The organism is Mesorhizobium sp. LEGMi-168a, from assembly GCF_058312955.1.
This window is the reverse complement of record NZ_JBZEGV010000002.1, coordinates 88,599-114,458: the sequence shown is the minus strand read 5'-3', so window position 1 is coordinate 114,458 and position 25,860 is coordinate 88,599. Positions and strand designations below refer to the sequence as shown.

Sequence of the window (25,860 nt, the reverse complement as noted above, 5' to 3'; positions counted from 1 at the left end):
ATCAAGGACCGGGACCGCATGTCTGACGCATCGAAGGGCCTCAGCCTCTACAACACGCTAACGCGGGCGAAGGAGCGTTTCGTTCCGATCGATCCGAAAAACGTGCGCATGTATGTCTGCGGCCCGACCGTCTACGACTTTGCCCATATCGGCAATGCCAGGCCGGCTATCGTCTTCGACGTGCTGTTCCGTCTGTTGCGCCAACTTTACGGCGAAAGCCACGTCACATATGTGCGCAACATCACGGATGTCGACGACAAGATAAATGCCCGCGCGCTCCGGGATTTCGGCGCCGAGATCGCGGCCGGGAAGCTGTCGCTCAACGACGCCATCCGCAAGGTCACCGAAAAGACCGCCGACCAGTACCACAAGGATGTCGCGGCGCTCGGCTGCCTGGAGCCGACCTTCGAGCCGCGCGCCACCGAGTTCGTCGCGCCCCGCGCCGACGGCAAGGCCGACATGCTGTCGCTGATCGGGCAACTGATCGAGCGCGGCCATGCCTATGTCGCCGGCGGCGAGGTGTTGTTCGACACCGCCTCGATGCCGGACTATGGCGAGCTGTCGAAGCGCAACCTCGACGAGCAGCAGGCGGGTGCCCGCATCGCCGTCGACGCGCACAAGAAGAACCCCGGTGACTTCGTGCTGTGGAAATTGTCGACACCTGAAGAGCCCGGCTGGGAAAGCCCGTGGGGCAGGGGCCGGCCGGGCTGGCATATCGAATGCTCGGCGATGTCGGCCGCCTATCTCGGCGAGGTTTTCGACATCCACGGCGGCGGCCTCGACCTGATCTTCCCGCACCACGAGAACGAGATCGCCCAGTCGCGCTGCGCCCACGGCACCAAGGTCATGGCCAATGTCTGGATGCACAATGGCTTCCTGCAGGTCGAGGGCCAGAAGATGTCGAAGAGCCTCGGCAATTTTTACTCTATCCATGAGCTGCTGGAGACCGAGACCTTCGGCGGTCGCACATGGCCGGGCGAGGTGCTGCGGCTGGCGATGTTGATGACGCATTACCGCGAGCCGATCGACTTTTCCGTGCGCAAGCTGGAGGAGGCGGAAAACACGCTGCGCAAATGGAAGCGTGCGGCGGACTTGGCGCCCGCGGCGGCCAGGGAACTGCCGGCCGATGTGGTCGAAGCATTGTCCGACGACCTCGCGACTTACGCCGCCTTCCAGCGGCTGACGCAGCTTGCCGGCGAGGCCATCGAATTCAGCGGCAGCGGTGAGAATGCGCCTGCCGCTTCGCTTAAGGCCGCGCTCGCCTTCCTCGGCTTCGACGTCGGCGCGGCCAAGGTGGATGAGGAAGCCATCGCCAAGGCGATAGCCGACCGCCTGGCGCTGATCGCGGCCAAGAACTGGGCAGAGGCCGACCGCATCCGCGAGGAACTCCTGGCGCAGGGCGTGCAACTGAAAGACGGTAAGGACCCGGTCACCGGCGAGCGCGTGACGACCTGGGAGGTGAAGCGGTGAGGATAGTGGCTTCCATTGCGAGAATGGAGAGGATGGCGGGACAATGCCCCCCTCTGTCCTGCCGGGCATCTCCCCCACAAGGGGGGAGATCGGACGTCGCTGGCGATTTCGCCAATCTCCGACGTCGCAGGATTGAGCGCGGCGCGGAGGCTGCTAATCTCCCCCCAAGTGGGGGAGATGTCCGGCAGGACAGAGGGGGGCGCCGTAGAGCGCCAATCTCCGCAATCCTGAATGGCAGGACGCATGCGCCGGCGATCCTGCGCTTCTGGAACGACGACGTGATCCGCGATATCGACAATGTCTGCCAGCACATCGTGATTGCGGCCGGCTTGGCCGGCGCCGACGTGCCGGAGAAAGCAACGCAGGAGCTCGTTCCATGATCGACCATCTCGGCATCAGCGTTTCCGATTTCGAAAAGTCCAAGGCCTTCTACGACAAGGCGATGGCGCCGCTGGGCGCTTCGCTGCTCTACATGGTGCCGCAGGAATATACCGGTGGCGCCAAGGTCGGCGGCTATGGCCGCGACCGGCCGGTGTTCTGGGTGAGTGCCGGCAGGGAGAAGCCGAAGGACCGCCAGCATGTCGCCTTCACCGCGCGCAGCCGCGCCGAGGTCGACGCCTTCCATGCCGCCGCTCTTGCCGCCGGCGGTAGGGACAATGGCGGGCCGGGCCTGCGCCCGCATTACCATCCGAACTACTACGGCGCCTTCGTCTTCGATCCCGACGGCAACAATGTCGAGGCGGTCTGCCATGATCCGGAGTGAGCCCATGGCCAGGAGTCAGTCATGAGCCTCGACAACCGGCCGGTCTATACGGGCGGCTGCCAGTGCGGGGCGGTGCGCTTCCGCGTCGAGGGCACGCTCGGCGACGCCTCGATCTGTCATTGCCGCATGTGCCAGAAGGCGAGCGGCAATTTCTATCTGCCGCTGGTCTCGGTGCGTGGCGCCAGGCTCGACTGGACGCGCGGCGAGCCGAAGCGCTTCCGTTCGTCGAGCGCGGCATGGCGCGGTTTCTGCGCCGAATGCGGCACGCCGCTGACCTTCGAGGCGCCCGACGGCGTGGCACTGGCGATCGCCGCCTTCGACGACCCATCGGGCATCGCGCCGACCATCCAGTGGGGGACCGAGGCCAAGCTCCCCTACGTCGACAGCATTCCGCAATTGCCGGGCGAGGACACGATGGCGGATATCGGCTCGGCGCCCTATCTCGCCGAACTCGTCTCCTATCAGCATCCCGATCACGACACCGACCAATGGCCGCTGGAGGAAAAACCATGACCGACCAAGTTCGAACCGGCGGCTGCCAGTGCGGCGCCGTGCGCTTCCGCATCAAGGGCAAGCTCGGACGCCCATCCATCTGCCATTGCCGCATGTGCCAGAAACAGTTTGGCAATTTCTTCGGCGCGCTGGTGACGGTGCCGAAGGACAGCGTCGAATGGACCCATGAAGAGCCGAGCTATTTCCAGTCCTCGGTCAACATCGACCGCGGCTTCTGCCGCCGCTGCGGCACGCCGCTGACCTACCGCCAGCCGGGCGCGCTCGAGATCGCCATCGGCGCCTTCGACGACCGCTCGGATCTGGCGCCGCAGATCCAGGTCAACTACGCGGTGCGGCTGCCCTGGGTGGAAAAGATATTCGAGGCGCCGGTCCACGACGACCCCGACTACTATCGACGGCAGGAGCAGATCATCTCCTTCCAGCATCCCGACCACGAGACGGCTAACTGGCCGCAGCAGGGCCTGAAACTATGACGATGCACGCCAGTTCTTTGCGCACGCTTTATCCCGAGATCGAACCGTTCGAGAGCGGCATGCTCGATGTCGGCGACGGCCATACCGTCTATTGGGAACGCTGCGGCACGAAGGGCGCCAAGCCCGCGGTGTTCCTGCATGGCGGCCCGGGCGGCACGATTTCGCCGAAACATCGGCGCCTGTTCGATCCGAAACTCTACGACGTCATCCTGTTCGACCAGCGCGGCTGCGGGAAGTCGACGCCGAATGCCTCGCTGGAAGCCAACACCACCTGGCACCTCGTCGCAGACATCGAGCGGCTGCGCGAGATGGCCGGCTTCGACAAGTGGTTGGTCTTCGGCGGCTCGTGGGGTTCGACGCTGGCGCTGGCCTATTCCGAAACCCATCCCGAGCGCGTCAGCGAGCTCGTCGTGCGCGGCATCTATACGCTCACCCGCGCCGAGCTCGAATGGTACTATCAGTTCGGCGTCTCCGAGATGTTCCCCGACAAGTGGGAGCGCTTCCTCGCGCCGATCCCGCAAGCCGAGCGCGGCGACATGATGGCCGCCTATCGCAAGCGGCTGGTGGGCTCCGATCGCAAGGCTCAGGTCGAGGCGGCCCTTGCCTGGAGCCTGTGGGAAGGCGAGACGATCACGCTCCTGCCGGAGCCTGAGACCAGCACGCCGTTCGGCCAGGACGACTATGCGGTGGCCTTCGCCCGCATCGAAAACCACTATTTCGTCCATGCCGGCTGGCTGGAAGAGGGGCAGCTTTTGCGCGATGCCTGGAAGCTCAAGGATATCCCCGGCACCATCGTCCACGGCCGCTACGACATGCCGTGCCCGGCGCGCTATGCCTGGGCGCTGCACAAGGCCTGGCCGAAGGCCGATTTCCACCTCATCGAGGGTGCCGGCCATGCCTATTCGGAGCCGGGGATTCTGGACCGGCTGATCCGGGCCACGGACAAGTACGCGGGTAAATAATCATGCACGTTCGCGCTCTACGGCGCCCCCCTCTGTCCTGCCGGACATCTCCCCCACAAGGGGGGAGATTGGCAGCTTCGGCTCTGCCGCTCCTCCAGCAACGCTGGAGATTGGCGAAAGCGGGAGTGACGGCTGATCTCCCCCCAAGTGGGGGAGATGTCCGGCAGGACAGAGGGGGGCGCGAAGGATCGCGGCCTTTCGAGCTACTGCCATGACAAAGCAACGCCTCTACCTCTTCGACACCACCCTCCGCGACGGCCAGCAGACGCCGGGCATCGACTTTTCCGTAGAGGACAAGATCGCCATCGCCAAGCTGCTCGACGAGTTCGGCATCGACTATGTCGAGGGCGGCTACCCCGGCGCCAACCCGACCGACACCGCCTTCTTCCAGCAGAAGCGCACGACCAATGCCAGCTTCGTCGCCTTCGGCATGACCAAGCGGGCAGGGGTTTCGGCGTCCAACGATCCGGGGCTGGCGGCGCTCGTGCAGTCGAAGTCCGACGCCATCTGCTTCGTCGCCAAGAGCTGGGACTATCATGTGCGCGTCGCGCTCGGCTGCACCAACGAGGAGAACCTCGAGTCGATCAGGACCTCGGTCGAGACGGCGGTCGCCGCCGGCAAGGAGGCGATGGTCGACTGCGAGCATTTCTTCGACGGCTTCAAGGCCAATCCCGAATACGCGCTGGCCTGCGCCAAGACCGCCTATGATGCCGGCGCACGCTGGGTGGTGCTGTGCGACACCAATGGCGGCACGCAGCCCTCGGAAGTGCGTGCCATTGTCGAGAAGGTCATCGCCGGCGGCATCCCGGGCGACCATCTCGGCATCCATGCCCATGACGACACCGGCCAGGCGGTCGCCAATTCGCTCGCCGCCGTTGAGGCCGGCGTGCGTCAGATCCAGGGCACGCTGAACGGCATCGGCGAGCGCTGCGGCAATGCAAATCTCATCTCAATCGTGCCGACGCTATCGCTGAAGCCGGCCTTCGCCGACCGCTTCGAGACCGGCATTTCGGCCGAAGCGCTGACCGGCATTTCGCGGCTCTCCCGCGCCTTCGACGAATTGCTGAACCGCGCGCCGGAAGCGCAGGCGCCGTATGTCGGCTCCTCGGCGTTTGCCACCAAGGCCGGCATCCATGCCTCGGCGCTCGCCAAGGAGCCGGCGACATACGAGCACGTAGAGCCGCAAGCCGTCGGCAACCGCCGCCGCATCATGGTCTCCGACCAGGGCGGCAAGGCCAATTTCCTCGCCGAGCTGAAGCGGCGCGGCATCGACGTGCCGAAGGACGATCACCGGCTCGACGCGCTGATCGCCGTGGTCAAGGAGCGCGAGGCCGAAGGCTACGCCTATGAGGGCGCCGACGCTTCCTTCGAGCTCCTGGCGCGCAAGATGCTGCACGGCCTGCCGGAATTCTTCACCGTCACCTCGTTCCGCTGCATGGTCGAGCGCCGCTTCGACGCCAACGGCAATCTGAAGACGGTGTCGGAGGCGATCGTGAAGGTCGAGGTCGACGGCGAGGAGAAGATGTCGGTGGCCGAAGGTCACGGCCCCGTCAATGCGCTCGACATTGCGCTGCGCAAGGACCTCGGCAAGTACCAGAGTGAGATCGTCGATCTCGAGCTCGCCGACTTCAAGGTGCGTATCCTCAACGGCGGCACCGAGGCCATCACCCGCGTTCTGATCGAATCGCACGATTCCACCGGAGCCCGCTGGTGGACCGTCGGCGTGTCGGAAAACATCATCGACGCCTCCTTCCAGGCGCTGATGGATTCGATCATCTACAAGCTGATGAAGAACCGCGAGATGGCCGGGCTGGTGGCGGCGGAGTAGGGCTCCTTTCCTCGCCCCCTTGAACCATCATCAAAAGTCCGTTGATCCATCACAATTTTGCGATGGTGTTGGCCATCCGGCTGGGCCATAGCGTTGGGCCATGGTCACCGCAACAGCCGATCTCGATCAAGACGCCAAGGCCCGCCGCGGCTTCCTGCTGGCGCTTGGCGCCTATTTCCTGTGGGGGCTGCTGCCGTTCTACATGAAGGCGGTGGCGCATTTGCCGCTCGCCGAGGTGATCGCCAACCGCGTCGTCTGGTCGGTACCGATTGCAGCTTGCGTGCTGATCTGGGCCGGCCGCACCGCCGATTTCAAGGCGGCGATCCGCTCGCCTCGCAGCATCGCCATGGCCGCGCTGACGGCGGTGCTGATCTCGGTCAACTGGGGCATCTATGTCTGGGCGATCGCGGTCGACCGCACCGTCGAGACCGCGCTCGGCTACTACATCAACCCGTTGGTCAGCGTCGTGGTCGGCGCCGTGCTGCTCGGCGAGAAGCTCGACCGGCTGCAGATCGCCGCGGTGGCGCTTGCCGCGATCGCGGTGGCGGTGCTCACCGTCGAGGCCGGCAAATTGCCCTGGGTGTCGCTGGCGCTCGCCTTCTCCTTCGCCGCCTACGGCTTCTTCCGCAAGACGCTGCCGATCGGCCCGAGCCAGGGTTTTCTGCTCGAAGTGCTGCTGCTGTCGGTGCCGGCGCTCTGCTACATCGCCTATCTGATCGCCACCGGGCAGGACCATTTCATCTCCAGCACCGCGAAAGACACCGCGCTGCTGATCGGCTGCGGCCCGATTACGGCAGTGCCGCTTCTGCTCTTTGCCTTCGGCGCCAGATTGCTCCGCCTCTCCACCATCGGCATTATGCAATACATCGCGCCGACCATGGTGTTTCTGATCGCCGTGCTGATCTTCGACGAGCCGTTCGGAACCACCCAGGCCATCGCGTTTGCGCTGATCTGGACGGCGCTGGCGATGTATAGCTGGTCGATGTTCAAGGGCCGCGAGGTCCGCCCGGCGGCACCCGCGACAAGGTAAGCAATTCCAGGAAGCGTGAGACGGTTTTCCGTCCGGAATTGCGTCAAACTGGAGAGCAATTCCAGGAAAAGTGTGAGCGGTTTTCCGTCCGGAATTGCGTAAACAGGAAGGAGAGGCATCCGATGTACGTGCTGCATATCGGCAACAAGAACTATTCGTCCTGGTCGCTGCGGCCGTGGGTGCTGATGCGTACCCTCGATATTCCCTTCGAGGAGCGGCTGACGCCGTTCCCGACCGGATCGAGTTTCAGCCTCTTCCGGTCGTTCTCGCCGAATGGCCGCGTGCCCTGCCTGGTCGACGACGGCTGGGCGGTCTGGGATTCGCTCGCCATCGTCGAATATCTGGCCGAGCGCCATCAGAGCGTCTGGCCGACGGACGCCAAGGCCCGCGCCTGGGCGCGTTCGGCCGCCGCCGAAATGCATTCGAGCTTCACCGCGCTGCGCGACCTCTGCCCGATGAGCTGCGGCGTGCGCGTCGTATCGTTGCCGACGTCCAATGCATTGAAACACGATCTCTTCCGCCTCGACGACCTCTGGAATGACGGCCTCGCCCGTTTCGGCGGACCGTTCCTCGCCGGCGACCGTTTCACCGCGGTCGATGCCTTCTTCGCCCCGGTGGCCTTCCGGGCACGGTCCTATGGCCTGGCGTTCGAAGGCGCCGCCGCGGCCTATCCCAAGCGATTGCTCGACCTACCGGCAATGCGCGAATGGTATGCGGCTGGCCTCGCCGAGACATGGCGTGAGCCGGACCACGAAGCCGAGGTCAGTGCCACAGGAACGATTGTCGAGGATCTGCGCGCAACGGCCTAGTTGTTGTTTTTTCGCAATTCCGGACGGAAGTCCGGCATTGCTCTACACGCGCCCCAGCCGCCGCACGATCATATAGACGATGCCGGCGACGACGACCGAAATCGCCGTCACCACCCAGAAACCCATCGGCGTGTCGACCAGCGGCAGCCCGCCGACATTCATGCCGAACAGGCCGGAGATGATGGTCATCGGCAACAGCACCGCCGTCATGACGGAGAGGATGTAGAGCAGCTGGTTCGACTGCTCGGTCAGCTTCGCCATCAGCTCGTCCTGTAAGAGCCGCGTTCGCGCCTGCAATTGCTCGCCGTCGTGGTGCAGCGTGTGCGCCCGGTGCGAGAGGCGTGTGGCCATGTCGTTGATCGGGTCCGGCAGGTCATCGCGGTGCGAATGGTCGAGATGGCGGAAGAGGTTGCTGAGCGTCGCCATCTGCCGATGGATGATCACCAGATGCCGGCGCGCGTCGACCAGGGCCTGCCGCTCACTGTGCCAGGCGTCGCAGACGATGCGGTCCTCGATGCCGTCCAGTGTATCGCCCATCTTGTCGAGCTCGCCCGACATACCGTCGAGTGACTGCCCCATCACTGCCTCGATCAGCTCGGCCGGCGAGCGGAATTTGCGCGACCCGCTTTCGACCAGCTTGCGGATCTTGTCGACCGATTCCAGCGGCTGCTTGCGGGCGCCGATCAGCATCTTCTCGTTGAAGGCGAAGCGGAAATGCGTGAGCCCGCGCGCCTCGGCGAAGTCGTGCCTGAGGTCGGGCAGATCGCCGTAGAGGAAATCATCCTCGAAATCGATATGGCATCCATGGCTGGGCGACAGGAAGGCTTCGCGCACCGGCGCCGGCAGGGCCTGCTCGGCGCCGATCTCCTTGCGCGCGCGCATGTCGGTGATCTGGTAGCTGCGCCACGTCCAGTGCGCCTCGGCGGGGTCTTTGGTGCGCAGGCCCTCGGCGGTGAAATGATAGATGAAGAACAGTCCGTGCTCGTCGGGCAAATAGGGCGACAGGTCGGTGCCTTCGTTGGGGACAGCGATGTTCATGGCGGCTTCGCCGGTCTTGATGCGGTCGGGGTCGCGGGGGCGGCCAGGCGCCGTTTCTAGCATGAGCCATCCCGTTTGCGTGTGACAGTTCGATGACGGCCGGCGCTCCAGCCTGCCTCCATGCCTCCAAAAAAAATTCTGCGCTGGTCCGGGAATAAAGCCCGGGGCTCCCGGGTCTTGCTGTGTAGCGAGGCCATTCTCCCAAGGCAGCAAAACCAATGAGCTTCCGTCCGCAACCCGCAGCCACTCATGGCCACTAGAGGAGACTTCTGATGTTCAACATGACGCGCCGCATGGTGCTCGGATCCGCGGCCGCCGCGGCCGCCTTCGGCATTGCCGGCAAGCTGGAATTCGCGCCCGCGGCTCACGCCGAAATCCCGGTCGAGCCGCTGGTCGGCTTCTACAAATACAAGGTGGGCTCGCTCGAGGTCACCGCCGTCTATGACGGCATCTGGCGCAAGCCTCATGACCCGGCCTTCATCAAGGATGTCTCGGTCGACGACACCAAGGCGGCGCTCGCCAAGGCGGGGCTCTCCACTGAGTTCATGCCCATTCCGCTCACTGTCGTGGTGCTCCAGATGAACGGCCGCACCATCATGATGGATGCCGGCTCCGGCGTCGGCCAGTGGCAGGCCAACGCCACGCATCTGCCGGCCAACATGAAGGCCGCCGGCATCGACTACAAGGCGATCGACACCATCATGATCTCGCATTTCCACCCGGACCATGTCTGGGGCCTGATGGAGAAAGGCACCAACGCGCCGGTGTTCCCGAATGCCGAGCTGATCGTCAACGCCACCGAATACAATTGGTGGACCGACCCCAGCCGGCTCGCCAAGCTTCCCGAAGGCCGCAAGCCGGCGGGCAAGCGCATCGCCGAAAACTTCCCGACGTGGAAGAACTGGAAGCTGGTCGACGACGGCGCGGAAGTGGTGCCCGGCATCCGCATTATGGGGGCGCCCGGCCATACGCCCGGCCACTCCGTCTACCATGTCGACGCCGGCTCCGAGCAGTTCCTCGTCTCGGCCGACACCATGTATGTGCCGGCGCTGCTGGCCCCGCATCCCGAATGGCAGGGCGCCTACGACCAGGACGGGCCGATGGCGATCGCCACGCGCCACAAGATCATCGACCAGGTGATCGCCGACAACGTCCGCATCTGCGGCTCGCACTTCCCGTTCCCCGGCACCGGCAGCTTCGTCAAGGACGGCAGCGCTTACGCCTTCACCCCAACCCAGATCTGACCCGGTCTCCGGATTTGAATCTCATTCTGAACAGAAAGCGACAACGCCAATGAAACATGCACTTTTCGCGGTGCTCGGCGCCGTTGTGGTGCTGACCGCGGCTCCGATCGCCATCGCCGTGCCGGCCTATGCCGTGGACGACATCGAAGGCGCCGACGCGCCTGACCTGACGGCCGTAAAGGCCAAGATCGACGCCAAGGACTATAAGGGCGCTCTGGCCGACCTGCGCGACCTTGCGCAGGACGCCCAGCAGGCCGACGTCTACAACCTGCTCGGCTTCACGCTGCGCAAGACCGGCGACTACCAGACCTCGCTGACCTATTACAGCAAGGCGCTGGAGCTTAAGCCCGACCACAAGGCCGCCCACGAATATCTGGGCGAGCTCTATGTCGAGACCGGCGACATGGCCAAGGCCAATGAGCAGCTCGCCTCGCTGCAAAAACTCTGCCCGTCAGGCTGCGAGGAGCTTTCCGACCTCAAGCAGGCCATCGATACCAAGGTGACGAAGTAAAGTGCCGCGCTCCTCGCGCGCGAAGCGGGGAGAGCGAAGCAACCGGCGTTCGGAAAAAACGTAGTCAACCGCAAAGGTCCGCGCCGCCCCTTATCCGCCTGCCGGCACCTTCTCCCCGTATAGTGACGGGGAGAAGGAAGGCTGGCCGCGCCCTTGGCGCCTTTCTTGCAACGCTGGTGATTGGCGAAATCCTTGAAGAGAGCGCCCCTCTCCCCGTCTCTATACGGGGAGAGGATGCCGGCAGGCAGGTGAGGGGCGGCGCCGACCATTGGGGAAAGTTGCCTGCCTTAGCGACAAATCCCATCAGCCGACACAACCTCAACGGAGCCGACCATGTCACCAACCGAACGCGCCATGAACCTTCATGCAAACGATGTAGTCCTGCTTGCCGGCCGTCTGCTTCTGTCCTTGATCTTCCTGCATGAGGGATTGCAGCTCGCGACCCATTTCGAGGGCGCTGAGAAGGCGATGGCCGCGCTAGGCGTCGGCACGCCGCTGCTTATTGCCACTATCGCGTTGCAGCTCGGCGCCGGCCTGTCTGTCGCGCTCGGCATCCTGGCGCGGCCGGGCGCGGTGGCGCTCGGCCTGTTCTGCCTGATGACGGCGAGCCTCTTCCACACCAACTTCGCCAGCCAGAACGAGCTGCTGCATTTCGAGAAGGACCTTGCGATTGCCGGCGGCATGTTCATCCTGGCGCTCGCCGGCTCCGGCAGGCTGTCGGCGGACAGGGTGCTCGCCAGATTCGTGAAACTGCCAAGATTGATGCGCCCGTCGAGCAGCATCCGTCGATGAGCGGGACGAGTTTGCCGGTTTGACGGGCACCCCTCACAACACGCTGGTGATCCCGCCATCCACCAGCAGCGTCTGTCCGGTGACAAAACTCGCAGCGTCGGACGCCAGGAACACGGGGGCGCCGGCGAGTTCTTCGACGTCGCCCCAGCGCCGCATCGGCGTGCGGCCGGTGAGCCAGCCGGAGAATGTCTCATCGGCGACGAGGGCGGCGTTGAGCTCGGTCTTGAAATAGCCGGGCGCGATGGCGTTGACGCGCACGCCGTGCTGGCCCCATTCGCCGGCCATCGACTTGGTCAGCATGGTGATCGCGCCTTTGCTCGCCGCGTAAGGCGCGATCGAGGGGCGGGCGAGCACGCTCTGCACCGAGGAGACGTTGATGATGACGCCCTTGCGGCGCGCGATCATGCCCTTCACCGCCGCCCGGCTCACCTTGAACACGCCGTCGAGGTTCGTGGCCATCAGCGCGTCCCAGTCGGCGTCGCTGAAACTCTCCAGCGGCGCGCGGCGCTGGATGCCGGGCGTTGTTGAGCAGGATGTCGATCGGGCCGGTGCCGGCTTCCGCCGCCGCGATCGCGCTGTCGACCGACTGCGTGTCGGTCACATCGATCACCGCTTCCGCAACGCCGTAGCCTTCGCCGCGCAGGCGGTCGCCGACAGCCTTCAGCTCGTCCGCCTTGCGGCCGCCGAGCGTAACGCGCGCGCCGGCCCCGGCAAGCGCTTGCGCGAAGGCGAGCCCCAGCCCGCGGCTGGCGCCGGTGATGAAGGCATGCCTGCCCTCGAGGCTGAACAGGCGGCCGAGATAGTCAGTCGAACGCAAATTTGCACCTTCATCGATTGTCGTCGGCAAGCTCGCCGGCAGCCGCCAGCGTGCCGCGCGGCTCGATGAAGTGCAAGGCATTCGCCGCGATCGCGTCGGCTGGCGGCCTCGCCTCAGCGCTTCGGCCCAAAGCCCGGATACGGATTGAGCGGCACGATTGCCGCGATGTCCATCATGCCGGCCTCGACCAGAGGCAGCGTGGCGAGATGGCCGCGCACTTCCTTCTCGTCCGCCGCCTCGAACATCATGCCGCTGCCGGGAATGTCGCCGCGGTTCCAGACCTGGCGTACCGCGCCTTGCGCGTAAAGCGTGCGCCGCTGCTCGGCCTCGCCGGGCAGCAGCGGCGCGAAATCGGCATCGCTGAACTTTTCGGTGTTGCGGGTGAGAAGGGCAAAGAACTGCATGGCGGTCTCCTTTGTGGGCGGTTGATGCGGGAGATATCACCGTCTGGTCAGACTGTCCAAGACTGATTAGGCTAAAGTTGAGACCTTTAAGGACTTGAACCCAGGAGCAAAAATGCTCGACCTGCGCCAGATAAGATATTTCGTCGCCGTCGCCGAGGCCGGCAATGTCGGCCGCGCCGCCGAGCAGCTGCACATCTCGCAGTCGCCCTTGAGCCGGCAGATCATGCAGCTCGAAGAGCAGCTCGGCGTCAGTTTGTTCGAGCGGGCGAAGCAGCGCGTCCATCTTAACGCCGAGGGCAGGGCGTTCCTTGCCGAGGCCCGCGCGCTGCTTGCCAATGCCGCGCGGCTGGAAGAACTCGGCCGCAATCTTGCCAGCGGCGCCGCCGGCAGCCTCGCCATCGGCTATGTCGAGGGCGCGGTGCATGCCGGGCTGGTCGCCGACATGCTGCGCGAATTCCGCCGTGAGCGGCCGGATTTTCATCTGCAATTGCGCAGCCGCCGCACCGCGGCACAGTTCGAGGATCTGCGAAGCCGAGCGCTCGACCTCGGCTTCGTCTATGCGCCGGCGCCGAGGGGCGATCCGGACCTGGACAGCATGTTGGTACGGCGCGAGCCGCTGGTCCTGGCAATCCCCGAGGGCGATCCGCTTGCCGGTGTCACCGACATCCGACCCGGCCATCTCGACGGCCGTGTCTTGATCACCGTCGTGCGCCAGCCCGACGACACCAACCGGGCGCAGTTCCTGGCGGCCTGCGTCGAGGCCGGCTTCGTGCCCGACATCGCCTATGAGACCGCCGACCCGTTAACCTCGCTCGGCCTGGTCAGCGCCGGCCTCGGCCTCGCCACGGTGCAGCAGAGCCTGCAAAGCGCCGCGCCGCCGGGCATCGTTTTCCGCGATATGCCCTGGTTCAAGCGCAGTGTTGAGATCCATCTCGCCTGGCGGCGCAATGACCGGAGGGTGGTGATCGGGGATTTGAGGGAGGCGGCAAGTAGGGGAGTAGGGGAGTAGGGGAACGCCTCATCAGCTGGCAGTCACCACATACTCCCTTACTCCCCTATTCCCTCACATCTTGTCTATCACTGCCTGCACACCCTCCGTCGGCGCATCCACCGACGAGCCCGCCACCATGATGGCGGCAACGATGGCCTCGGGGTCGTTGACGACCAGCGGCTTCACCCTATGTGCGGTGTGGATGAAGCCTTCGTCCGACATATGCTCGATGAGCGTGAGCATCGGATCCCAGAAGCCCTTGATGTTGGCGAAGACGATCGGCTTGCGGTGATGGCCGAGCTGCGCCCAGGTCATGATCTCGACGATCTCCTCGACCGTGCCGATGCCACCCGGCAGGGCCACAAAGGCGTCGGATTTCTCGAACATCCTGTGCTTGCGCTCGTGCATGTTGTCGGTGATCAACAGCTCGTCGAGCTTGTCGAGAGCGCTCTCGGTCGCTTCCCGGTTGATCAGGAAGCGCGGGATGATGCCGGTCACCTTGCCGCCGGCCTTGAGCGCGCCTTCGGCGACGGCGCCCATGATCCCCTTGGTGCCGCCGCCATAGATCAGGCGCAGGCCGGATTTCGCCAGCGAGCGGCCGAGCAGGTGGCCGGCCTTGATATAGGCCTCGTCGCGGCCCGGAGACGAACCGCAATAGACGCAGACGGATCGAATCGTGTTCATGAGGATGATTGGTGATAGGGACGGTCGGCGCGGTCAAGCCCGGGGGCGGGCTTTTTCTTGTCGGACTCGGCAAAACACGCTAGACCGGCGTTAGGTGGCTAAGGGGGCAGAAAAGATTATGGCTATCAATCCTTCAAAGGCGTTTTTGTTCGCGGCGGGCGGCGTTGCCGTCGTCGCGGCGGTCGCCTACGGGTCGGGCGCGCTCGACCCTTACATCAACAACCAGAAACCGGCGCAGGTCGCGGCACTTCCGCAAGCGGGCACGAAGCCGGCTGAATCCAACAGCACGTCCACCGAGGGGCGCTTGCCGCCGACGCAAGCCCCGGCCAACACGATGGCCCCCGCCAACAACACGATGGCCCCGGCCAACAAAATGGCGCCCGCCAACAACGCGATGGCACCGGCCGACAACGCGACGGCCCCGGCGGCATCCGCGCCGGCCGCTCAGGCGCCCGCCGTCGCCGGGCCGATATTGCCGACCTTCGATGTCGTGCGCGTCGAAGGCAATGGGTCGATCGTCGTCGCCGGCAGTGCCGTGCCCAACGCCAAGGTCGAGATCTTGAACGGCGGCACCGTGCTCGGCTCGACCGATGCCGGTCCCGACGGCGCCTTCGCCATCGTGCTCGACGATCCGTTGATGCCCGGCGACTATACCATCACGCTGCGCGCCACCGCCGGCGGCGTCGCGGTCGCCTCGGCGCAGACCGCCGTCGTCTCGGTGCCGCAGAGCCCGACCGGCCAGGTGCTGGCGATGGTCGAGGAGCCGGGCAAGCCGTCCGAATTGCTCACCGTGCCGCAGCCGGAAGCCAAGCCGGCCGCGCCGGCTGCCGCTGAGAAGCCAGCCGCTCAGGCGCCGGCCGCGACCGCCCCGGCGACGTCCAACACCGAGGCAGCGCCGGCAGCGACTGCTCCGGCCGCCACCGACCAGGCTGCCGCCCCCGCAACGCAGACCCCCGCCGCCGCAGGCGAGCCCAAGATCGCCGTCGAGGCGGTCGAGATCGACGGCAGCAAAATCTTCGTCGCCGGCACCGCCGATCCCGGCCGCAAGGTGCGTGCCTATGCCAACGACATTCTGCTCGGCGAGGCCAAGACCTCGCCCGACGGCCATTTCCTGATCGAGGCGAAGCGCGATATCCCGGTCGGCAACTATACCATCCATGTCGACGGCCTTGCCGACGACGGCGTGAAGGTCGTCGCCCGCGCCGCCGTGCCATTCGAGCGCGAGCCCGGCGAGTCGATCGCCGCCGTCGCGCCGAACGAGGCCAAACCGGCTGGAACCAAGCTCACGCAGGTCCAGGGTGCCGGGTCTCTGGCGGGGCAGGCCAAGCCCGCCGAGCCAACGGCGCCGGCCGCGGAAGCAGCCAAGCCCGCCGACACGACGGTACCGGCTGCCGAGGCTCCGGCCAAGGTCGCGGAAGCGAAGCCATCGGCCGATGTGCCGGAGACGGTCGCACCGAAGCTCGAACATACCGACGGCTCCGTCATCATCCGCCGCAAGGATACGCTTTGGCGCATCTCACGCCGGGTCTATGGCCATGGCACTCGCTTCTCGACCATCTATCTCGCCAACCAGGACCAGATCCGCGATCCGAACCGCATTTGGCCCGGCCAGGTCTTCAAGGTTCCCGGCAAGTCGAAGGAAGGCGAGCCGGCCGACATGAAGGCCATGGGCGACCAGATGACCACGCCGAAGACGGAGTAGGGTGGCGGTTGGCTGATCTCCCCCCTTGTGGGGGAGATGCCCGGCAGGGCAGAGGGGGGCGCTGTCCCGCCGACCTATCAGTCATCCCGGTTTGGCAAACTGCCCTGACCGAGCAAGGCTGCGATCCTTCGCGCCCCCCTCTGGCCTGCCGGCCATCTCCCCCACAAGGGGGGAGATTAGCAGTTCCGACGATCTACCCATCCGCCTAGCTTGCCCTCTCATCGTTCATCGGCGATAGACGATGAACGATGATCGAATCCCTCTCTGACAACCGCGCCCCCGACAGCCGCACCATCGCAGCGCGGTTTGCGGCGCTTTCACATCCGGCGCGCATCGAGATCCTGAAGCATCTCTCGGCCAGCCGCTGCTGCTCTTGCCGCGAGGTGGTCGACCATCTCGATCTCGCGCAATCCACCGTTTCGCAGCATCTGAAAATCCTGGTCGAGGCCGGGCTGGTCCGCTTCGAGCCCGACCGGCAGCGCTCGCGCTATGCGGTCGACCATGCCGCGCTCGCCGGCGTGTCGGCCTCGCTTCATGAACTCGTCAACTCCTGCTGCTCCAGCCGCTGACCCACTCACCCAAAAGGCAAGACTAGTGGCCGACAAGACCGTCTCCGCCGAAACCGGCACCCTCGCGACCCTGCGCAACCTGTGGCCCTATATGTGGCCGGCCGACCGCGCCGACTTGAGAGCCCGCGTCACCTGGGCGACGCTGCTCCTGGTCGTCGCCAAGGTGACGCTGGTCGCCGGTCCCTATTTCTTCAAATGGGCGACCGATGCGCTGGCCCACGGTTCGAAAACGCCGCCGCCGCTGCCCGCCTTCATGCTCGCGCCGGTGATGCTGGTCATCGCTTACAATGTGCTGAGGCTGGTGCAGCTCGGCTTCAACCAGCTCCGCGATGCGCTCTTTGCCCGCGTCGGCCAGTATGCCGTGCGCCAGCTCGCCTTCCGCACCTTCGTCCATATGCATCAGCTGTCGCTGCGCTTCCATCTCGAGCGCCGCACCGGCGGCCTGTCGCGCATCATCGAGCGCGGCACCAAGGGCATCGAGACGATCGTGCGCTTCGTCATGCTGAACACGGCGCCGACCATTCTCGAATTCGCGCTGACCGCCGGCATCTTCGCCTACACCTATGGCTGGAAATATGTGGCCGTGGTCGCGGTCACGGTGTGGATCTATGTCTGGTTCACGGTCAAGGCCAGCGACTGGCGCATCTCGATCCGCCGCGACATGAACGACAGCGACACCGACGCCAACACCAAGGCGATCGACTCGCTGTTGAATTTCGAGACGGTCAAATATTTCACCAACGAGCGCATGGAGGCCGAGCGCTTCGACCGCTCGATGGCCCGCTACGAGGCCGCCGCGACGAAAACCTGGACCTCGCTCGGCTGGCTGAACTTCGGCCAGGGTTTCATCTTCGGCCTCGGCACAGTGATCGTCATGTGCATGTCGGCGCTGGAAGTGCAGGCGGGCACGCAGTCGGTCGGCGATTTCGTCTTCATCAACGCCATGCTGATGCAGCTTTCCGTGCCGCTCAACTTCATCGGCTTCATCTACCGCGAGATCCGCCAGGGGTTGACCGATATCGAGCACATGTTCGACCTGCTCGACGTGCCTCAGGAGATCGTCGACAAGCCGGACGCCAGGCCGTTGAAAGTCGGCCACGGCAAGGTCGAGTTCCGCGACGTCCACTTCTCCTATGATCCGAACCGCAAGATCCTGAAGGGCATCTCCTTCGACGTGCCGGCCGGCAAGACGGTGGCGATCGTCGGCCCCTCCGGTGCCGGCAAGTCGACCATCTCCAGGCTCTTGTTCCGCTTCTACGACGTGCAGGGCGGCCAGGTGCTGATCGACGGGCAGGACATCAGGGATGTCACGCAGGCAAGCCTGCGCGCCGTGCTCGGCATGGTGCCGCAGGACACGGTGCTGTTCAACGACACCATCGCCTATAACATCCGCTACGGCCGCGTCGGCGCCAGCGAGGAGGAGGTGCGCAAGGCGGCCGAACTCGCCCAGATCGGGCCGTTCATCGCCAAGCTGCCCGAGGGCTATCGCTCGATGGTCGGGGAGCGCGGGCTGAAACTGTCGGGAGGCGAGAAGCAGCGCGTGGCGATCGCCCGCACCATCCTCAAGGCGCCGCCGATCCTGATGCTCGACGAGGCGACCTCGGCGCTGGACACCCAGACCGAGCAGGAGATCCAGGCCGCGCTCGACCTCGTCAGCAAGGGTCGCACCACCATCGTCATCGCGCACCGGCTGTCGACGGTGATCTCGGCCGACGAGATCATCGTCTTGAAGGACGGCCAGATCGCCGAGCGCGGCACCCATGCCGCGCTCTTGCGCAAGCAGGGCCTCTACGCCTCGATGTGGGACCGCCAGCGCGAAGCGACCGAAGCCGAGGAGCGGCTGCGCATCGCCCGCGAAGGCGACGAGCTGGGTGTTGTCGTGCGGAGAAGGACTTCGGAGGTTTCGTAGGGGCGGTAGAGCGCTAATCTCCCCCCTTGTGGGGGAGATGCCCGGCAGGGCAGAGGGGGGCGCTGTCCCGCCGACCTATCAGCGCCTTGCAGCCGCATATACCTCGGCCGGTTCGTGCCTGATCGCTGGATAGCTCAAAGGGTGGCGTTCCTTCGCGCCCCCCTCTGTCCTGCCGGACATCTCCCCCACAAGGGGGGAGATCAGCAGCTTCGCCGCCGCGCAATCGTCACCGCAAATTTCCCCTTGACCTCAACCTATCTTGAGCTTGCAAACCGTCTCCGAGCCCCTGCTAAGCACCTCGTTCAAGAACGGAGACAGATCGAAATGAGCAAGATAAATCAACGCGATGGCAGCGTGTTCCGGGTCGACAAGTTCGTCGTCCCGGCGGAAGCGCGCGACGAGATCCTGGGTAAGGTCCGCATGACGCATGAACTGCTGCGCCAGCAGGAGGGCTTCGTGCAGGACTTCCTGCTCGAGCAGTTTTCGGGCCCCGGCGAATTCAACATCGTCACCATGGTCGAATGGGAAAGCCAGGCGGCCGTCGATAGGGTGGTGCCGATCGTCAAGGCCGCGCATGAACGCATCGCCTTCAACCCGCAGGAAACCATCGCGCGCCTCGGCGTCAAGGCCGACATCGCCAACTATCAACGCGTGCCGGAATTGTAGGACGGCCATCCCGCCCCAGGCGACGAAACAGCGGCGCTCAGCACCTGGCCAGTGCGGGCGTCGCTCACCATATGCTCGAAGCCGCGCCACTCGGCGGCGGCGACGAACAGCGTTTTGCCATCCGCTCCGCCAAGCATGCAGGCAAAGCAGCCGCGATCGACCTCGACGCGGTCGAGTTTCGCGCCGCCTTCGCTCACCCTGACGCAGTGCCGGTTGGGCACGTCGGCATACCAGACGCAGCCTTCGGCATCGATGCAGATGCCGTCGGGATAATCATTGCCGAGATCGGCCCAGACGCGCCGGTTGGATAGATCGCCGTCATCGCCAATGTCGAAGGCAGTCAGCCGCCTGGCGTGGGATTCGGCGACGATCAGCGTCTTGTTGTCCGGCGTCACCACCATGCCGTTGGCGAAGGCGATGTTCTCGGCCACCTGCCGGACCGCGCCGTCCGGCATGATCAGCACGATGGTGCCTGGCCCGAAATGCTCGCCCGGCGCCGGCGCCGGTCCGCCGCCATTGACATAGATGTTGCCGCGTCCGTCGACGACGATTTCGTTCCAGGGGTTCTTGGACAACCCCCGGAGATCGGCATGGGTGGCGAGCGTTCCGTCCGCTTCCTGCCGGAGCAGAAGGCCTTCCCGTCCAGAGATGACAAGCAGCCGCCCGTCGGGCAACCAGTCGATCGAATAGGGCAGGACGGCCGGCACGGTGAGCATCACCTTGCTCTTGCCATCTTCGTCCACGGCGACGATCTCGCCCGTGCCCCAGTTGCAGAGCCAGAGATGGCCGTCACGCCAGCGCGGCGACTCGCCGAAGGCGAGGCCCTCTGTGATGACTTTGGCGTTCTCGGTGGCGGATCTCGGAGATGGCATTGGTTGGCTCCTTGGCTGCGTGGCCGTTCGCGCTTCGTCACCTTCCAGAGGCGTCGTGCGGCGCTATCCTACCAAGGACGGCCGATCGTGGGGCTTGCCGACATAGCGATCGACAATTTTAAAAGGCCTACTGCGCGGCGATAGCCCGCCAAATCTGACCACATCTGGGTGCCTTTCAAATCTAGAAACAGATGGTATTGTCACGTCGAAAATAACCAGCCCGCAGTTGCTTTGGATTACGGAAACATTTTCGATGTTTGGGTTTTTCTCGCGCAAGTCCAAAGGAGCCTCCGAGAAGAAAGCGCTAGCTTCCGCGAACAAGAATGCCAGCCTCCTCGTACCCATGATTATTGTGCCTCGTTCAAAGGTCGAAGAACCTGGCGGAAGCCCTTTTCGTCTCGTCTTGGCTGTCATGCAATTCACTGTGGCGATGGTTTCCAAAGGGCTCTATCGCTATCCGGAGATCAGCGCTAAGGCGATGCAGGTCTTTCATGCGGACTGGTATTCCTCAGAGGTAAAGAACGGCGGCCATAGCCAATTCATCCACAATGCGGGCAGGGAAATCGACACCATGACTGCCAACGCCAGAGCCGGACTCAGCGCGTGCGGAGCAAAAGGGCAGTTGGCGACTTTAGAAAAGATGTCAGCCTGGGTCGCCAAGCATCCTGACAAAGCCGCGAAGCAAACGGGCTTCGAAGGTGGCCGCGACGATTTCCTGGATACGCTCGATGATGCGTTCTACGAAGCGGATGAAGCCGTACCGATGGAGGATTTGCTTGCGCGTTGGATCGCTTCTTGGCCCGAACTGCAAATTGTCGATGATGACGATTACGACGAAGCGATCAACCAACTAGTGCTGTCCAACCCCCAGCGCGACAGCAGGCTTCTTCATGAGTCTGTTGGCAAACTGGCGAGCCAGATGCTCAGCCAGCGCGAGGTCGGCGCCGGCCTCGCCTGCGCAAAGATATCGCCATCGGAAATCAAGTTGGCGTTCGGTATGGCAAGGATGCTGGATCTCGAAGGTGAAAAGCAGCTGGTCTTCCAGCTTCGAACCAGTGCGAAAGATCTTCGGCTATGCGCTGCAACAAAGACACACGTTGCCGTTTACGAATATGTCGCCCCTGAAGACCCTCCGGTCATACGCCCGGGTGAGAACCCGTTGGGAGCAAGCGCACCGCGGGTCGGCGTCCGGCTTGGCCATGCTGATGGGGCGGAGATCAAGACGGTTATCGAATTGGCCGAGCGGTACCATGCTCCTGTCGCTGTTGACCTTCTGCTGCGCAAGGCCGGGCTCGACCCAACGGGTACCGTTGTATCCGCGAACTCAATAGTTCAGACGGCGGAAGGGCCAGTCGTGAATTGGGTGGTACTGGCGTCTAACCGGGCCTTTCTTTTCCTGTCTTCGCCGAATGGCGGTGTGCTGTTGCGTGGCAAGGATGACGAAAAGCTCGCCGAGGCTACGATGCCTGAACTCGACGAGCACTTTGATCGCTCCGCTGCTGCCGGCTAGGTCGTCCAACTCCGCCGGCCCCATCCTCCCCCATTGTTGCGTTGCGGGGAGGGGGGCTTTCGGCTATTGAGGCCGAACCTGAAACAGGGACCGCCCCAAGCCCGATGACGCTTCTCGATTCGGTCAAGAATACGTTCGTTCCGATCCATCGCGAGGGCTATCCCTTCATCGCCGCCTTCGGCGCGGCGACGCTTTTCCTCGGCTATTTCTCCTCGACCCTGTTCTGGATCGGGCTGATCCTCACCGCCTGGTGCATTTATTTCTACCGCGATCCCGAGCGCGTCACGCCGGTCGACGACCGGCTGGTGGTGAGCCCGGCCGACGGCGTGATTTCGGCCGTCGGGCCTGCGGTGCCGCCGCGCGAGCTTGGCCTGGGCTCGGGCGAGATGACCCGCATCTCGGTTTTCATGAATGTCTTTTCCTGCCACATCAACCGCGCGCCGGTGCGCGGCAGGATCACGCGGATCGAGCATCGTCCGGGCAAATTCCTCAATGCCGAGCTCGACAAGGCAAGCTCCGAGAACGAGCGCAACGGGCTGGTGATCGATAGTCCCAACGGCACGATTGCCGCCGTACAGATCGCCGGCCTAGTGGCGCGCCGCATCGTCTGCTGGGCCGAGGCCGGCGGCTCGATCGGCATCGGCGAGCGTTTTGGGCTGATCCGCTTCGGCTCGCGCGTCGACGTCTTCCTGCCGACGAACGCGGTGCCGCGCGTCGCCGTCGGCCAGACCGCGGTGGGCGGCGAGACGGTGCTTGCCGAATTTGGCGGCGCGGCCGTCGCCCCGCTGGTCAGGATTTCCTGAGCGGTGGGCGCGCCCTTCAAGAAATTCGAGGCGCATGCCAGCGGCGGTCCGCGCATCCGCGAGATACCGATGCGTATGGTGCTGCCCAATCTGGTCACCGTGCTCGCCATCTGCGCCGGCCTGTCCGGCATCCGCTTCGCCTTCGAGGATCGTTTCGAGCCGGCCGTCGTCATGGTGCTGCTCGCCGCCTTCCTCGACGGCATAGACGGCCGCCTGGCGCGCATGCTGAAGGCGACCTCGAAGTTCGGCGCGCAGATGGATTCTTTGGCCGACATCGTCAATTTCGGCGTCGCGCCGGCGCTGGTGCTCTACGCCTTCCTGCTCGACCGCGCCGGCTCGCCGGGCTGGATCGCGGCGCTCCTCTTCACCATCGCCTGTGGTATGCGGCTTGCCCGTTTCAATGTGCTGGCCGACGACACCGACCAGCCCGCCTGGCAGACCGAATATTTCGTCGGCGTCCCGGCGCCGGCGGGCGCGGTGCTGGTCATGCTGCCGCTCTATCTCTATTTCCTGCGGCTGGGGCTTGAGCCAAGCCGGCCGGCGGCCTTCGTCGCCACCGGCTTCACCGTGCTGGTCGCTTTCCTCCTGGTCAGCCGCCTGCCGGTCTATTCGGGCAAAAGCGTCAAGGTGCCTGGCGACAGGGTGTTGCCGGTCATCCTTGGCGTCGTGCTCTACATCCTGCTGCTGATGACCTATCCCTGGTACACGCTGACCGCTTCTGTCGCCGGGTATCTGCTGTTCCTGCCGTTCTCGGTCCGCGCCTATTCGAAGCGGGCCATGCGCGAAGGCGAGAAGGTGCCGCCCTCGGATATCGGCTGAGTTTGTTGGAGACGCGCGACTTCGAGTCGCCGAGTTCCTTCGCGCCCCCCTCTTGCCGCCCATCCTGCAACGTTGGCGATTGGCGAAAGCCGAGGCGACATCCGATCTCCCCCCTTGTGGGGGAGATGTCCGGCAGGACAGAGGGGGGCGCTGTCCCGCCAGCGCTGAGGATACTGCCCTCCCACCTTCCGGCCTAAGCCGCCGCGCTCAGTCCCAACCTGTCGATCGCCAGCTTGCGCGCCGAGACATAGTCCGTCTTGCCGGAGCCCAGCACCGGAATCTCTTCCACCTTGATGATGTCGTTGGGCACCATCAGTTCGGCGGCGCCCGCTTTCTTGCCGAACTGGCGCAGTTCCTCGGCATTGGCGTCGTCGGCGGTGGTGACCAGAACGATGCGTTCGCCGCGCCGCTTGTCGGGCACCGCCACCGCCGCATGGCGTTCTTCCGGCCACAGCGATTGGACCAGCATCTCGACCGCGCCTAGCGACACCATCTCGCCGGCGATCTTGGCGAAGCGTTTTGCCCGCCCGCGAATGGTGATGAAGCCGTCACGGTCGACCGAGACGATGTCGCCGGTGTCGTGCCAGCCCTCGAGCGGCTGCAATTCGCCCGGACGGTCGGCGGTCATGTAGCCCATCATCATGTTCGGACCGTCGAGCCACATCCGGCCGGCATCCGTGATGCCCTCGACCGGCTCGAGCTTCATGCGGATCGCCGGCAGCAGCCGCCCGACCGTGCCGTCGCGGTTATGGATGGCGGTGTTCACCGCCACAACGGGCGCCGCCTCGGTCAGCCCGAAACCTTCGATGATCGACGCCTGGAAGCGGTCGCGATAGGTGCGGCGCGTCTCAGGCTTCACCGCCTCGGCGCCGGCCACCACGAAGCGCAGGCTGGAGAAGTCGCCGTCATTGGCGGTGCGGGCGTAGTTGGCAAGGAAGGTGTCGGTGCCGAACATGACGGTCGGCTTCACCTTGCGGGCGATCTCGGGAATGATCTTGTAGTGCAGCGGCGAGGGGTAGAGGAACAGTTTCACCCCGGTCACCAACGGCAGGATGGTGCCGCCGGTCAGTCCGAAGGAGTGGAACACCGGCAGCACGTTGAGCAGGATGTCGGCGGGCGAGATGGTGACGCGCGCCTCGGCCTGCATGGCGTTGGCAAGCAGGCTTCGGTGCGAGAGCACCACCGCCTTCGGCGTGCCTTCCGAGCCCGAGGTGAACAGGATCACCGCCGGCTTGGCCGCATCCTGGCGCTGCAGCGGAAAACGCCAGAAAAGCGCGGCGGCGACCTTGTCCAATGCCGTCACGCTCTCGCGCACGTCCTCCAGCCACAGCATCTTGGCGCCGCCTGCCTCGACCGCGGCGACGATGTCGTCGATGCCGGCCTTCTCGATGAAGGCGCGAGACGAAACCACGGTACGGATCACTGCGGTGCGGATCGCCGCTGTCACGCTCGCCGGGCCGGCTGTGTAGTTGATCATCGCCGCCACTCTGGCGGCCGAAATCAGCCCGACGAAGGACAGCACCACGCCGTTGGCGTTGGGCAAAAGCAGGCCGACCGCTTCGCCGGGCGCCGTCACCGCCTCGAAGCGGCGGCCGAGCACGCGCGCGCCGATGAACATCTTGCGATAGCTGAGCGCGCCCGAAATGACGTCCTCGATGATCGGATGCGAGGCGCCGACTCTGGTTGCGGCGTCGCGAATGGCGAGGAACAGGCCGCGATCGAGATTGCTGCCATAGAGCCGCGCTTCGGCAAAACGGTCGAACAGCGCGTTGGTGTTGGAGGCCATGTCGGGATTGCGGGCTACGAGCTCGGCGACCGTCATCGGCTCCAGCACGCTGAGCGACAGGCGCGGGAACCAATGGCGCGGCGCCTTGTCCTTCGGCGTCAGCGACACCGGCAGGTCGCGCGCGCCGGCGACGAAGATCGGCACGATGCGCGCGTCCGCCTGCATGGCAATGCGAGTGATGGCGCGAAACAGCCGGAACGACTTGACGTCGGGCTCGACCGTGTCGGGAAGATAGACGGCAAGCCGCCCCTTGCCTTTCAGCACGCGCACCAGCCGGCGGCTGACGAAGACATGCTCGGCGTTGAAGGCGATGGTGCGGCCAAGCTCGCGCCACGGCTCCAGCCACGGCGAGCGCGCGGAGGCCTCGTCCAGGATGTGCAGCGTGTCGTCCGGGAGCAGCGACAGCATCAGCGCCGGCTCGATGCGCGACTGGTGCGAGACGACATAGATGACCGGCGTCCGTGCATTGCGAGCAATGCGGATGCGGTTGTCGGCAACGCGGTAAGCAAGCTTGAACGGCACATAGAGCAGCGCCTGGGTGAAGCGCATGTCGAGCCGGAACGTCTCGATCACGCCGATCAGCAGCCAGGCAAAGACAAGGCCCGCAAGCAGCGCCAATGTCAGCATCATGCCGCTCTCTCCCAACGTCCTCCAGGTCGCGGCTCTTGGCGGCCGCTCGGTGGCAGAGGGTAGCGGAAGTGCGGGCGACGTCAATGTGGGAGGTGCGACCTGACCCTCTCCACTTGTGGGAGAAGGTGGCCGAGCGAAGCTCGGTCGGATGAGGGGTGTTGGACGGATCGCTACGCTGAAGATGTAAGCGCCTCAAAGCATTTGATTTTTCGAAGCCTCATTTCTTCCAATACCCCTCATCCGTCTCGGCGCTGCGCGCCGATCC

Annotated in this window: 24 protein-coding genes and 2 pseudogenes; 20 read left to right on the top strand and 6 right to left on the bottom strand. The window is 64.8% G+C overall.

Features of this window, described 5'->3' with window-relative positions:
- The first annotated feature begins 18 nt into the window (after window positions 1-18).
- The 9 genes and pseudogenes from cysS to AC4FWB_RS03855 all read left to right on the top strand — a co-directional run bounded on the left by cysS (window position 19) and on the right by AC4FWB_RS03855 (window position 7,848).
- A complete protein-coding gene (gene cysS, locus AC4FWB_RS03895; protein WP_491024458.1) occupies window positions 19-1,470 on the top strand; it encodes a cysteine--tRNA ligase in 1,452 nt (483 codons plus the stop codon).
- Window positions 1,471-1,724: 254 nt separating this feature from the next.
- A pseudogene (locus tag AC4FWB_RS03890) lies at window positions 1,725-1,850 on the top strand (endonuclease domain-containing protein); the annotation flags it as partial.
- Window positions 1,847-2,233 (top strand): VOC family protein, encoded by a 387-nt coding sequence (locus AC4FWB_RS03885; protein WP_491024457.1) that lies wholly within the window; start codon window positions 1,847-1,849, stop codon window positions 2,231-2,233. The pseudogene AC4FWB_RS03890 and the gene AC4FWB_RS03885, both read left to right, overlap by 4 nt.
- Before the next feature lie 21 nt (window positions 2,234-2,254).
- Window positions 2,255-2,746, top strand: a complete 492-nt coding sequence (locus tag AC4FWB_RS03880; RefSeq protein WP_491024455.1) for a GFA family protein — start codon at window positions 2,255-2,257, stop codon at window positions 2,744-2,746.
- Window positions 2,743-3,219, top strand: a complete 477-nt coding sequence (locus AC4FWB_RS03875; protein ID WP_491024454.1) for a GFA family protein — start codon at window positions 2,743-2,745, stop codon at window positions 3,217-3,219. The genes AC4FWB_RS03880 and AC4FWB_RS03875 overlap by 4 nt, the downstream gene beginning before the upstream one ends.
- Window positions 3,216-4,181 (top strand): prolyl aminopeptidase, encoded by a 966-nt coding sequence (gene pip, locus AC4FWB_RS03870; protein ID WP_491024453.1) that lies wholly within the window; start codon window positions 3,216-3,218, stop codon window positions 4,179-4,181. Before AC4FWB_RS03875 ends, pip begins: the two co-directional genes overlap by 4 nt.
- A 211-nt stretch (window positions 4,182-4,392) precedes the next feature.
- Window positions 4,393-6,009, top strand: a complete 1,617-nt coding sequence (gene cimA / locus AC4FWB_RS03865) for a citramalate synthase (RefSeq protein ID WP_491024452.1) — start codon at window positions 4,393-4,395, stop codon at window positions 6,007-6,009.
- A gap of 100 nt (window positions 6,010-6,109) precedes the next feature.
- Window positions 6,110-7,039: an EamA family transporter RarD gene (gene rarD / locus AC4FWB_RS03860; protein ID WP_491024451.1), complete on the top strand. Its 930-nt coding sequence runs from the start codon at window positions 6,110-6,112 to the stop codon at window positions 7,037-7,039.
- A gap of 122 nt (window positions 7,040-7,161) precedes the next feature.
- Window positions 7,162-7,848 carry a glutathione S-transferase family protein gene (locus tag AC4FWB_RS03855; RefSeq protein WP_491024450.1) on the top strand — a complete coding sequence of 229 codons (687 nt, stop codon included), beginning with the start codon at window positions 7,162-7,164 and terminating at the stop codon, window positions 7,846-7,848.
- A 42-nt stretch (window positions 7,849-7,890) separates the two neighbouring features.
- Here AC4FWB_RS03855 and AC4FWB_RS03850 read toward each other — a convergent pair whose 3' ends face one another.
- A complete protein-coding gene (locus AC4FWB_RS03850; RefSeq protein ID WP_491024837.1) occupies window positions 7,891-8,886 on the bottom strand; it encodes a transporter in 996 nt (331 codons plus the stop codon).
- A gap of 272 nt (window positions 8,887-9,158) precedes the next feature.
- Here AC4FWB_RS03850 and AC4FWB_RS03845 point away from each other — a divergent pair, with 272 nt between their 5' ends.
- From AC4FWB_RS03845 to AC4FWB_RS03835, 3 genes are all read left to right on the top strand, one after another.
- The gene (locus AC4FWB_RS03845) at window positions 9,159-10,130 is read left to right on the top strand and encodes an MBL fold metallo-hydrolase (protein WP_491024449.1); all 972 of its coding nucleotides are present in this window, start codon (window positions 9,159-9,161) and stop codon (window positions 10,128-10,130) included.
- Window positions 10,131-10,179: 49 nt separating this feature from the next.
- Window positions 10,180-10,641: a tetratricopeptide repeat protein gene (locus tag AC4FWB_RS03840; RefSeq protein WP_491024448.1), complete on the top strand. Its 462-nt coding sequence runs from the start codon at window positions 10,180-10,182 to the stop codon at window positions 10,639-10,641.
- A gap of 333 nt (window positions 10,642-10,974) precedes the next feature.
- A complete protein-coding gene (locus tag AC4FWB_RS03835; protein WP_491024447.1) occupies window positions 10,975-11,433 on the top strand; it encodes a DoxX family protein in 459 nt (152 codons plus the stop codon).
- 33 nt (window positions 11,434-11,466) lie between these two features.
- Here the strand turns inward: AC4FWB_RS03835 and AC4FWB_RS03830 are convergent.
- A pseudogene (locus tag AC4FWB_RS03830) lies at window positions 11,467-12,250 on the bottom strand (glucose 1-dehydrogenase).
- Window positions 12,251-12,363: 113 nt separating this feature from the next.
- On the bottom strand, window positions 12,364-12,654 hold the full coding sequence (locus AC4FWB_RS03825) for a muconolactone Delta-isomerase family protein (protein ID WP_320221353.1): 291 nt from the start codon (window positions 12,652-12,654) through the stop codon (window positions 12,364-12,366).
- 112 nt (window positions 12,655-12,766) lie between these two features.
- On the opposite strand from AC4FWB_RS03825, the gene AC4FWB_RS03820 reads away from it, so the two are divergent.
- Entirely contained in the window at window positions 12,767-13,663 is an 897-nt protein-coding gene (locus AC4FWB_RS03820) for a LysR substrate-binding domain-containing protein (protein WP_491024445.1), read from the top strand.
- Window positions 13,664-13,717: 54 nt separating this feature from the next.
- Here the strand turns inward: AC4FWB_RS03820 and AC4FWB_RS03815 are convergent, their stop codons facing one another.
- On the bottom strand, window positions 13,718-14,329 hold the full coding sequence (locus AC4FWB_RS03815) for an LOG family protein (RefSeq protein WP_491024444.1): 612 nt from the start codon (window positions 14,327-14,329) through the stop codon (window positions 13,718-13,720).
- Between the two features lie 118 nt (window positions 14,330-14,447).
- On the opposite strand from AC4FWB_RS03815, the gene AC4FWB_RS03810 reads away from it, so the two are divergent.
- The 4 genes from AC4FWB_RS03810 (at window position 14,448) to AC4FWB_RS03795 (ending at window position 19,175) form a co-directional block, all read left to right on the top strand.
- Entirely contained in the window at window positions 14,448-16,031 is a 1,584-nt protein-coding gene (locus tag AC4FWB_RS03810) for a LysM peptidoglycan-binding domain-containing protein (RefSeq protein ID WP_491024443.1), read from the top strand.
- 248 nt (window positions 16,032-16,279) lie between these two features.
- Entirely contained in the window at window positions 16,280-16,600 is a 321-nt protein-coding gene (locus AC4FWB_RS03805) for an ArsR/SmtB family transcription factor (protein ID WP_491024442.1), read from the top strand.
- 25 nt (window positions 16,601-16,625) lie between these two features.
- Window positions 16,626-18,509 (top strand): ABCB family ABC transporter ATP-binding protein/permease, encoded by a 1,884-nt coding sequence (locus AC4FWB_RS03800; protein WP_491024441.1) that lies wholly within the window; start codon window positions 16,626-16,628, stop codon window positions 18,507-18,509.
- 324 nt (window positions 18,510-18,833) lie between these two features.
- Window positions 18,834-19,175 carry an antibiotic biosynthesis monooxygenase gene (locus tag AC4FWB_RS03795; protein ID WP_491024440.1) on the top strand — a complete coding sequence of 114 codons (342 nt, stop codon included), beginning with the start codon at window positions 18,834-18,836 and terminating at the stop codon, window positions 19,173-19,175.
- On the opposite strand, the gene AC4FWB_RS03790 is transcribed toward AC4FWB_RS03795, so the two are convergent.
- Entirely contained in the window at window positions 19,154-20,047 is an 894-nt protein-coding gene (locus AC4FWB_RS03790; RefSeq protein WP_491024438.1) for an SMP-30/gluconolactonase/LRE family protein, read from the bottom strand. The two genes, AC4FWB_RS03795 and AC4FWB_RS03790, sit on opposite strands and share 22 nt — an antisense overlap.
- Window positions 20,048-20,300: 253 nt before the next feature.
- On the opposite strand from AC4FWB_RS03790, the gene AC4FWB_RS03785 reads away from it, so the two are divergent.
- The 3 genes from AC4FWB_RS03785 to AC4FWB_RS03775 all read left to right on the top strand — a co-directional run bounded on the left by AC4FWB_RS03785 (window position 20,301) and on the right by AC4FWB_RS03775 (window position 23,179).
- Window positions 20,301-21,557, top strand: coding sequence for a DMP19 family protein (locus AC4FWB_RS03785; RefSeq protein WP_491024437.1), 1,257 nt, complete (start codon window positions 20,301-20,303; stop codon window positions 21,555-21,557).
- Window positions 21,558-21,622: 65 nt separating this feature from the next.
- Window positions 21,623-22,360 carry a phosphatidylserine decarboxylase gene (locus AC4FWB_RS03780; RefSeq protein WP_491024836.1) on the top strand — a complete coding sequence of 246 codons (738 nt, stop codon included), beginning with the start codon at window positions 21,623-21,625 and terminating at the stop codon, window positions 22,358-22,360.
- Between the two features lie 3 nt (window positions 22,361-22,363).
- Window positions 22,364-23,179 carry a CDP-alcohol phosphatidyltransferase family protein gene (locus tag AC4FWB_RS03775; protein WP_126101164.1) on the top strand — a complete coding sequence of 272 codons (816 nt, stop codon included), beginning with the start codon at window positions 22,364-22,366 and terminating at the stop codon, window positions 23,177-23,179.
- Window positions 23,180-23,372: 193 nt separating this feature from the next.
- Here AC4FWB_RS03775 and AC4FWB_RS03770 read toward each other — a convergent pair whose 3' ends face one another.
- Entirely contained in the window at window positions 23,373-25,595 is a 2,223-nt protein-coding gene (locus AC4FWB_RS03770; RefSeq protein WP_491024436.1) for an AMP-binding protein, read from the bottom strand.
- Window positions 25,596-25,860: the final 265 nt, after the last annotated feature.

Coding starts and splice junctions, on each gene's coding strand:
- AC4FWB_RS03845 (WP_491024449.1), top strand. CDS start 9,159: ATGTTCAACATGACGCGCCGCATGGTGCTCGGATCCGCGGCCGCCGCG.
- AC4FWB_RS03805 (WP_491024442.1), top strand. CDS start 16,280: ATGATCGAATCCCTCTCTGACAACCGCGCCCCCGACAGCCGCACCATC.
- rarD (WP_491024451.1), top strand. CDS start 6,110: ATGGTCACCGCAACAGCCGATCTCGATCAAGACGCCAAGGCCCGCCGC.
- AC4FWB_RS03855 (WP_491024450.1), top strand. CDS start 7,162: ATGTACGTGCTGCATATCGGCAACAAGAACTATTCGTCCTGGTCGCTG.
- AC4FWB_RS03770 (WP_491024436.1), bottom strand. CDS start 25,595: ATGATGCTGACATTGGCGCTGCTTGCGGGCCTTGTCTTTGCCTGGCTG.
- AC4FWB_RS03850 (WP_491024837.1), bottom strand. CDS start 8,886: ATGAACATCGCTGTCCCCAACGAAGGCACCGACCTGTCGCCCTATTTG.
- AC4FWB_RS03840 (WP_491024448.1), top strand. CDS start 10,180: ATGAAACATGCACTTTTCGCGGTGCTCGGCGCCGTTGTGGTGCTGACC.
- AC4FWB_RS03815 (WP_491024444.1), bottom strand. CDS start 14,329: ATGAACACGATTCGATCCGTCTGCGTCTATTGCGGTTCGTCTCCGGGC.
- pip (WP_491024453.1), top strand. CDS start 3,216: ATGACGATGCACGCCAGTTCTTTGCGCACGCTTTATCCCGAGATCGAA.
- AC4FWB_RS03795 (WP_491024440.1), top strand. CDS start 18,834: ATGAGCAAGATAAATCAACGCGATGGCAGCGTGTTCCGGGTCGACAAG.
- cysS (WP_491024458.1), top strand. CDS start 19: ATGTCTGACGCATCGAAGGGCCTCAGCCTCTACAACACGCTAACGCGG.
- cimA (WP_491024452.1), top strand. CDS start 4,393: ATGACAAAGCAACGCCTCTACCTCTTCGACACCACCCTCCGCGACGGC.
- AC4FWB_RS03820 (WP_491024445.1), top strand. CDS start 12,767: ATGCTCGACCTGCGCCAGATAAGATATTTCGTCGCCGTCGCCGAGGCC.
- AC4FWB_RS03790 (WP_491024438.1), bottom strand. CDS start 20,047: ATGCCATCTCCGAGATCCGCCACCGAGAACGCCAAAGTCATCACAGAG.
- AC4FWB_RS03810 (WP_491024443.1), top strand. CDS start 14,448: ATGGCTATCAATCCTTCAAAGGCGTTTTTGTTCGCGGCGGGCGGCGTT.
- AC4FWB_RS03875 (WP_491024454.1), top strand. CDS start 2,743: ATGACCGACCAAGTTCGAACCGGCGGCTGCCAGTGCGGCGCCGTGCGC.
- AC4FWB_RS03835 (WP_491024447.1), top strand. CDS start 10,975: ATGTCACCAACCGAACGCGCCATGAACCTTCATGCAAACGATGTAGTC.
- AC4FWB_RS03825 (WP_320221353.1), bottom strand. CDS start 12,654: ATGCAGTTCTTTGCCCTTCTCACCCGCAACACCGAAAAGTTCAGCGAT.
- AC4FWB_RS03880 (WP_491024455.1), top strand. CDS start 2,255: ATGAGCCTCGACAACCGGCCGGTCTATACGGGCGGCTGCCAGTGCGGG.
- AC4FWB_RS03885 (WP_491024457.1), top strand. CDS start 1,847: ATGATCGACCATCTCGGCATCAGCGTTTCCGATTTCGAAAAGTCCAAG.
- AC4FWB_RS03785 (WP_491024437.1), top strand. CDS start 20,301: ATGTTTGGGTTTTTCTCGCGCAAGTCCAAAGGAGCCTCCGAGAAGAAA.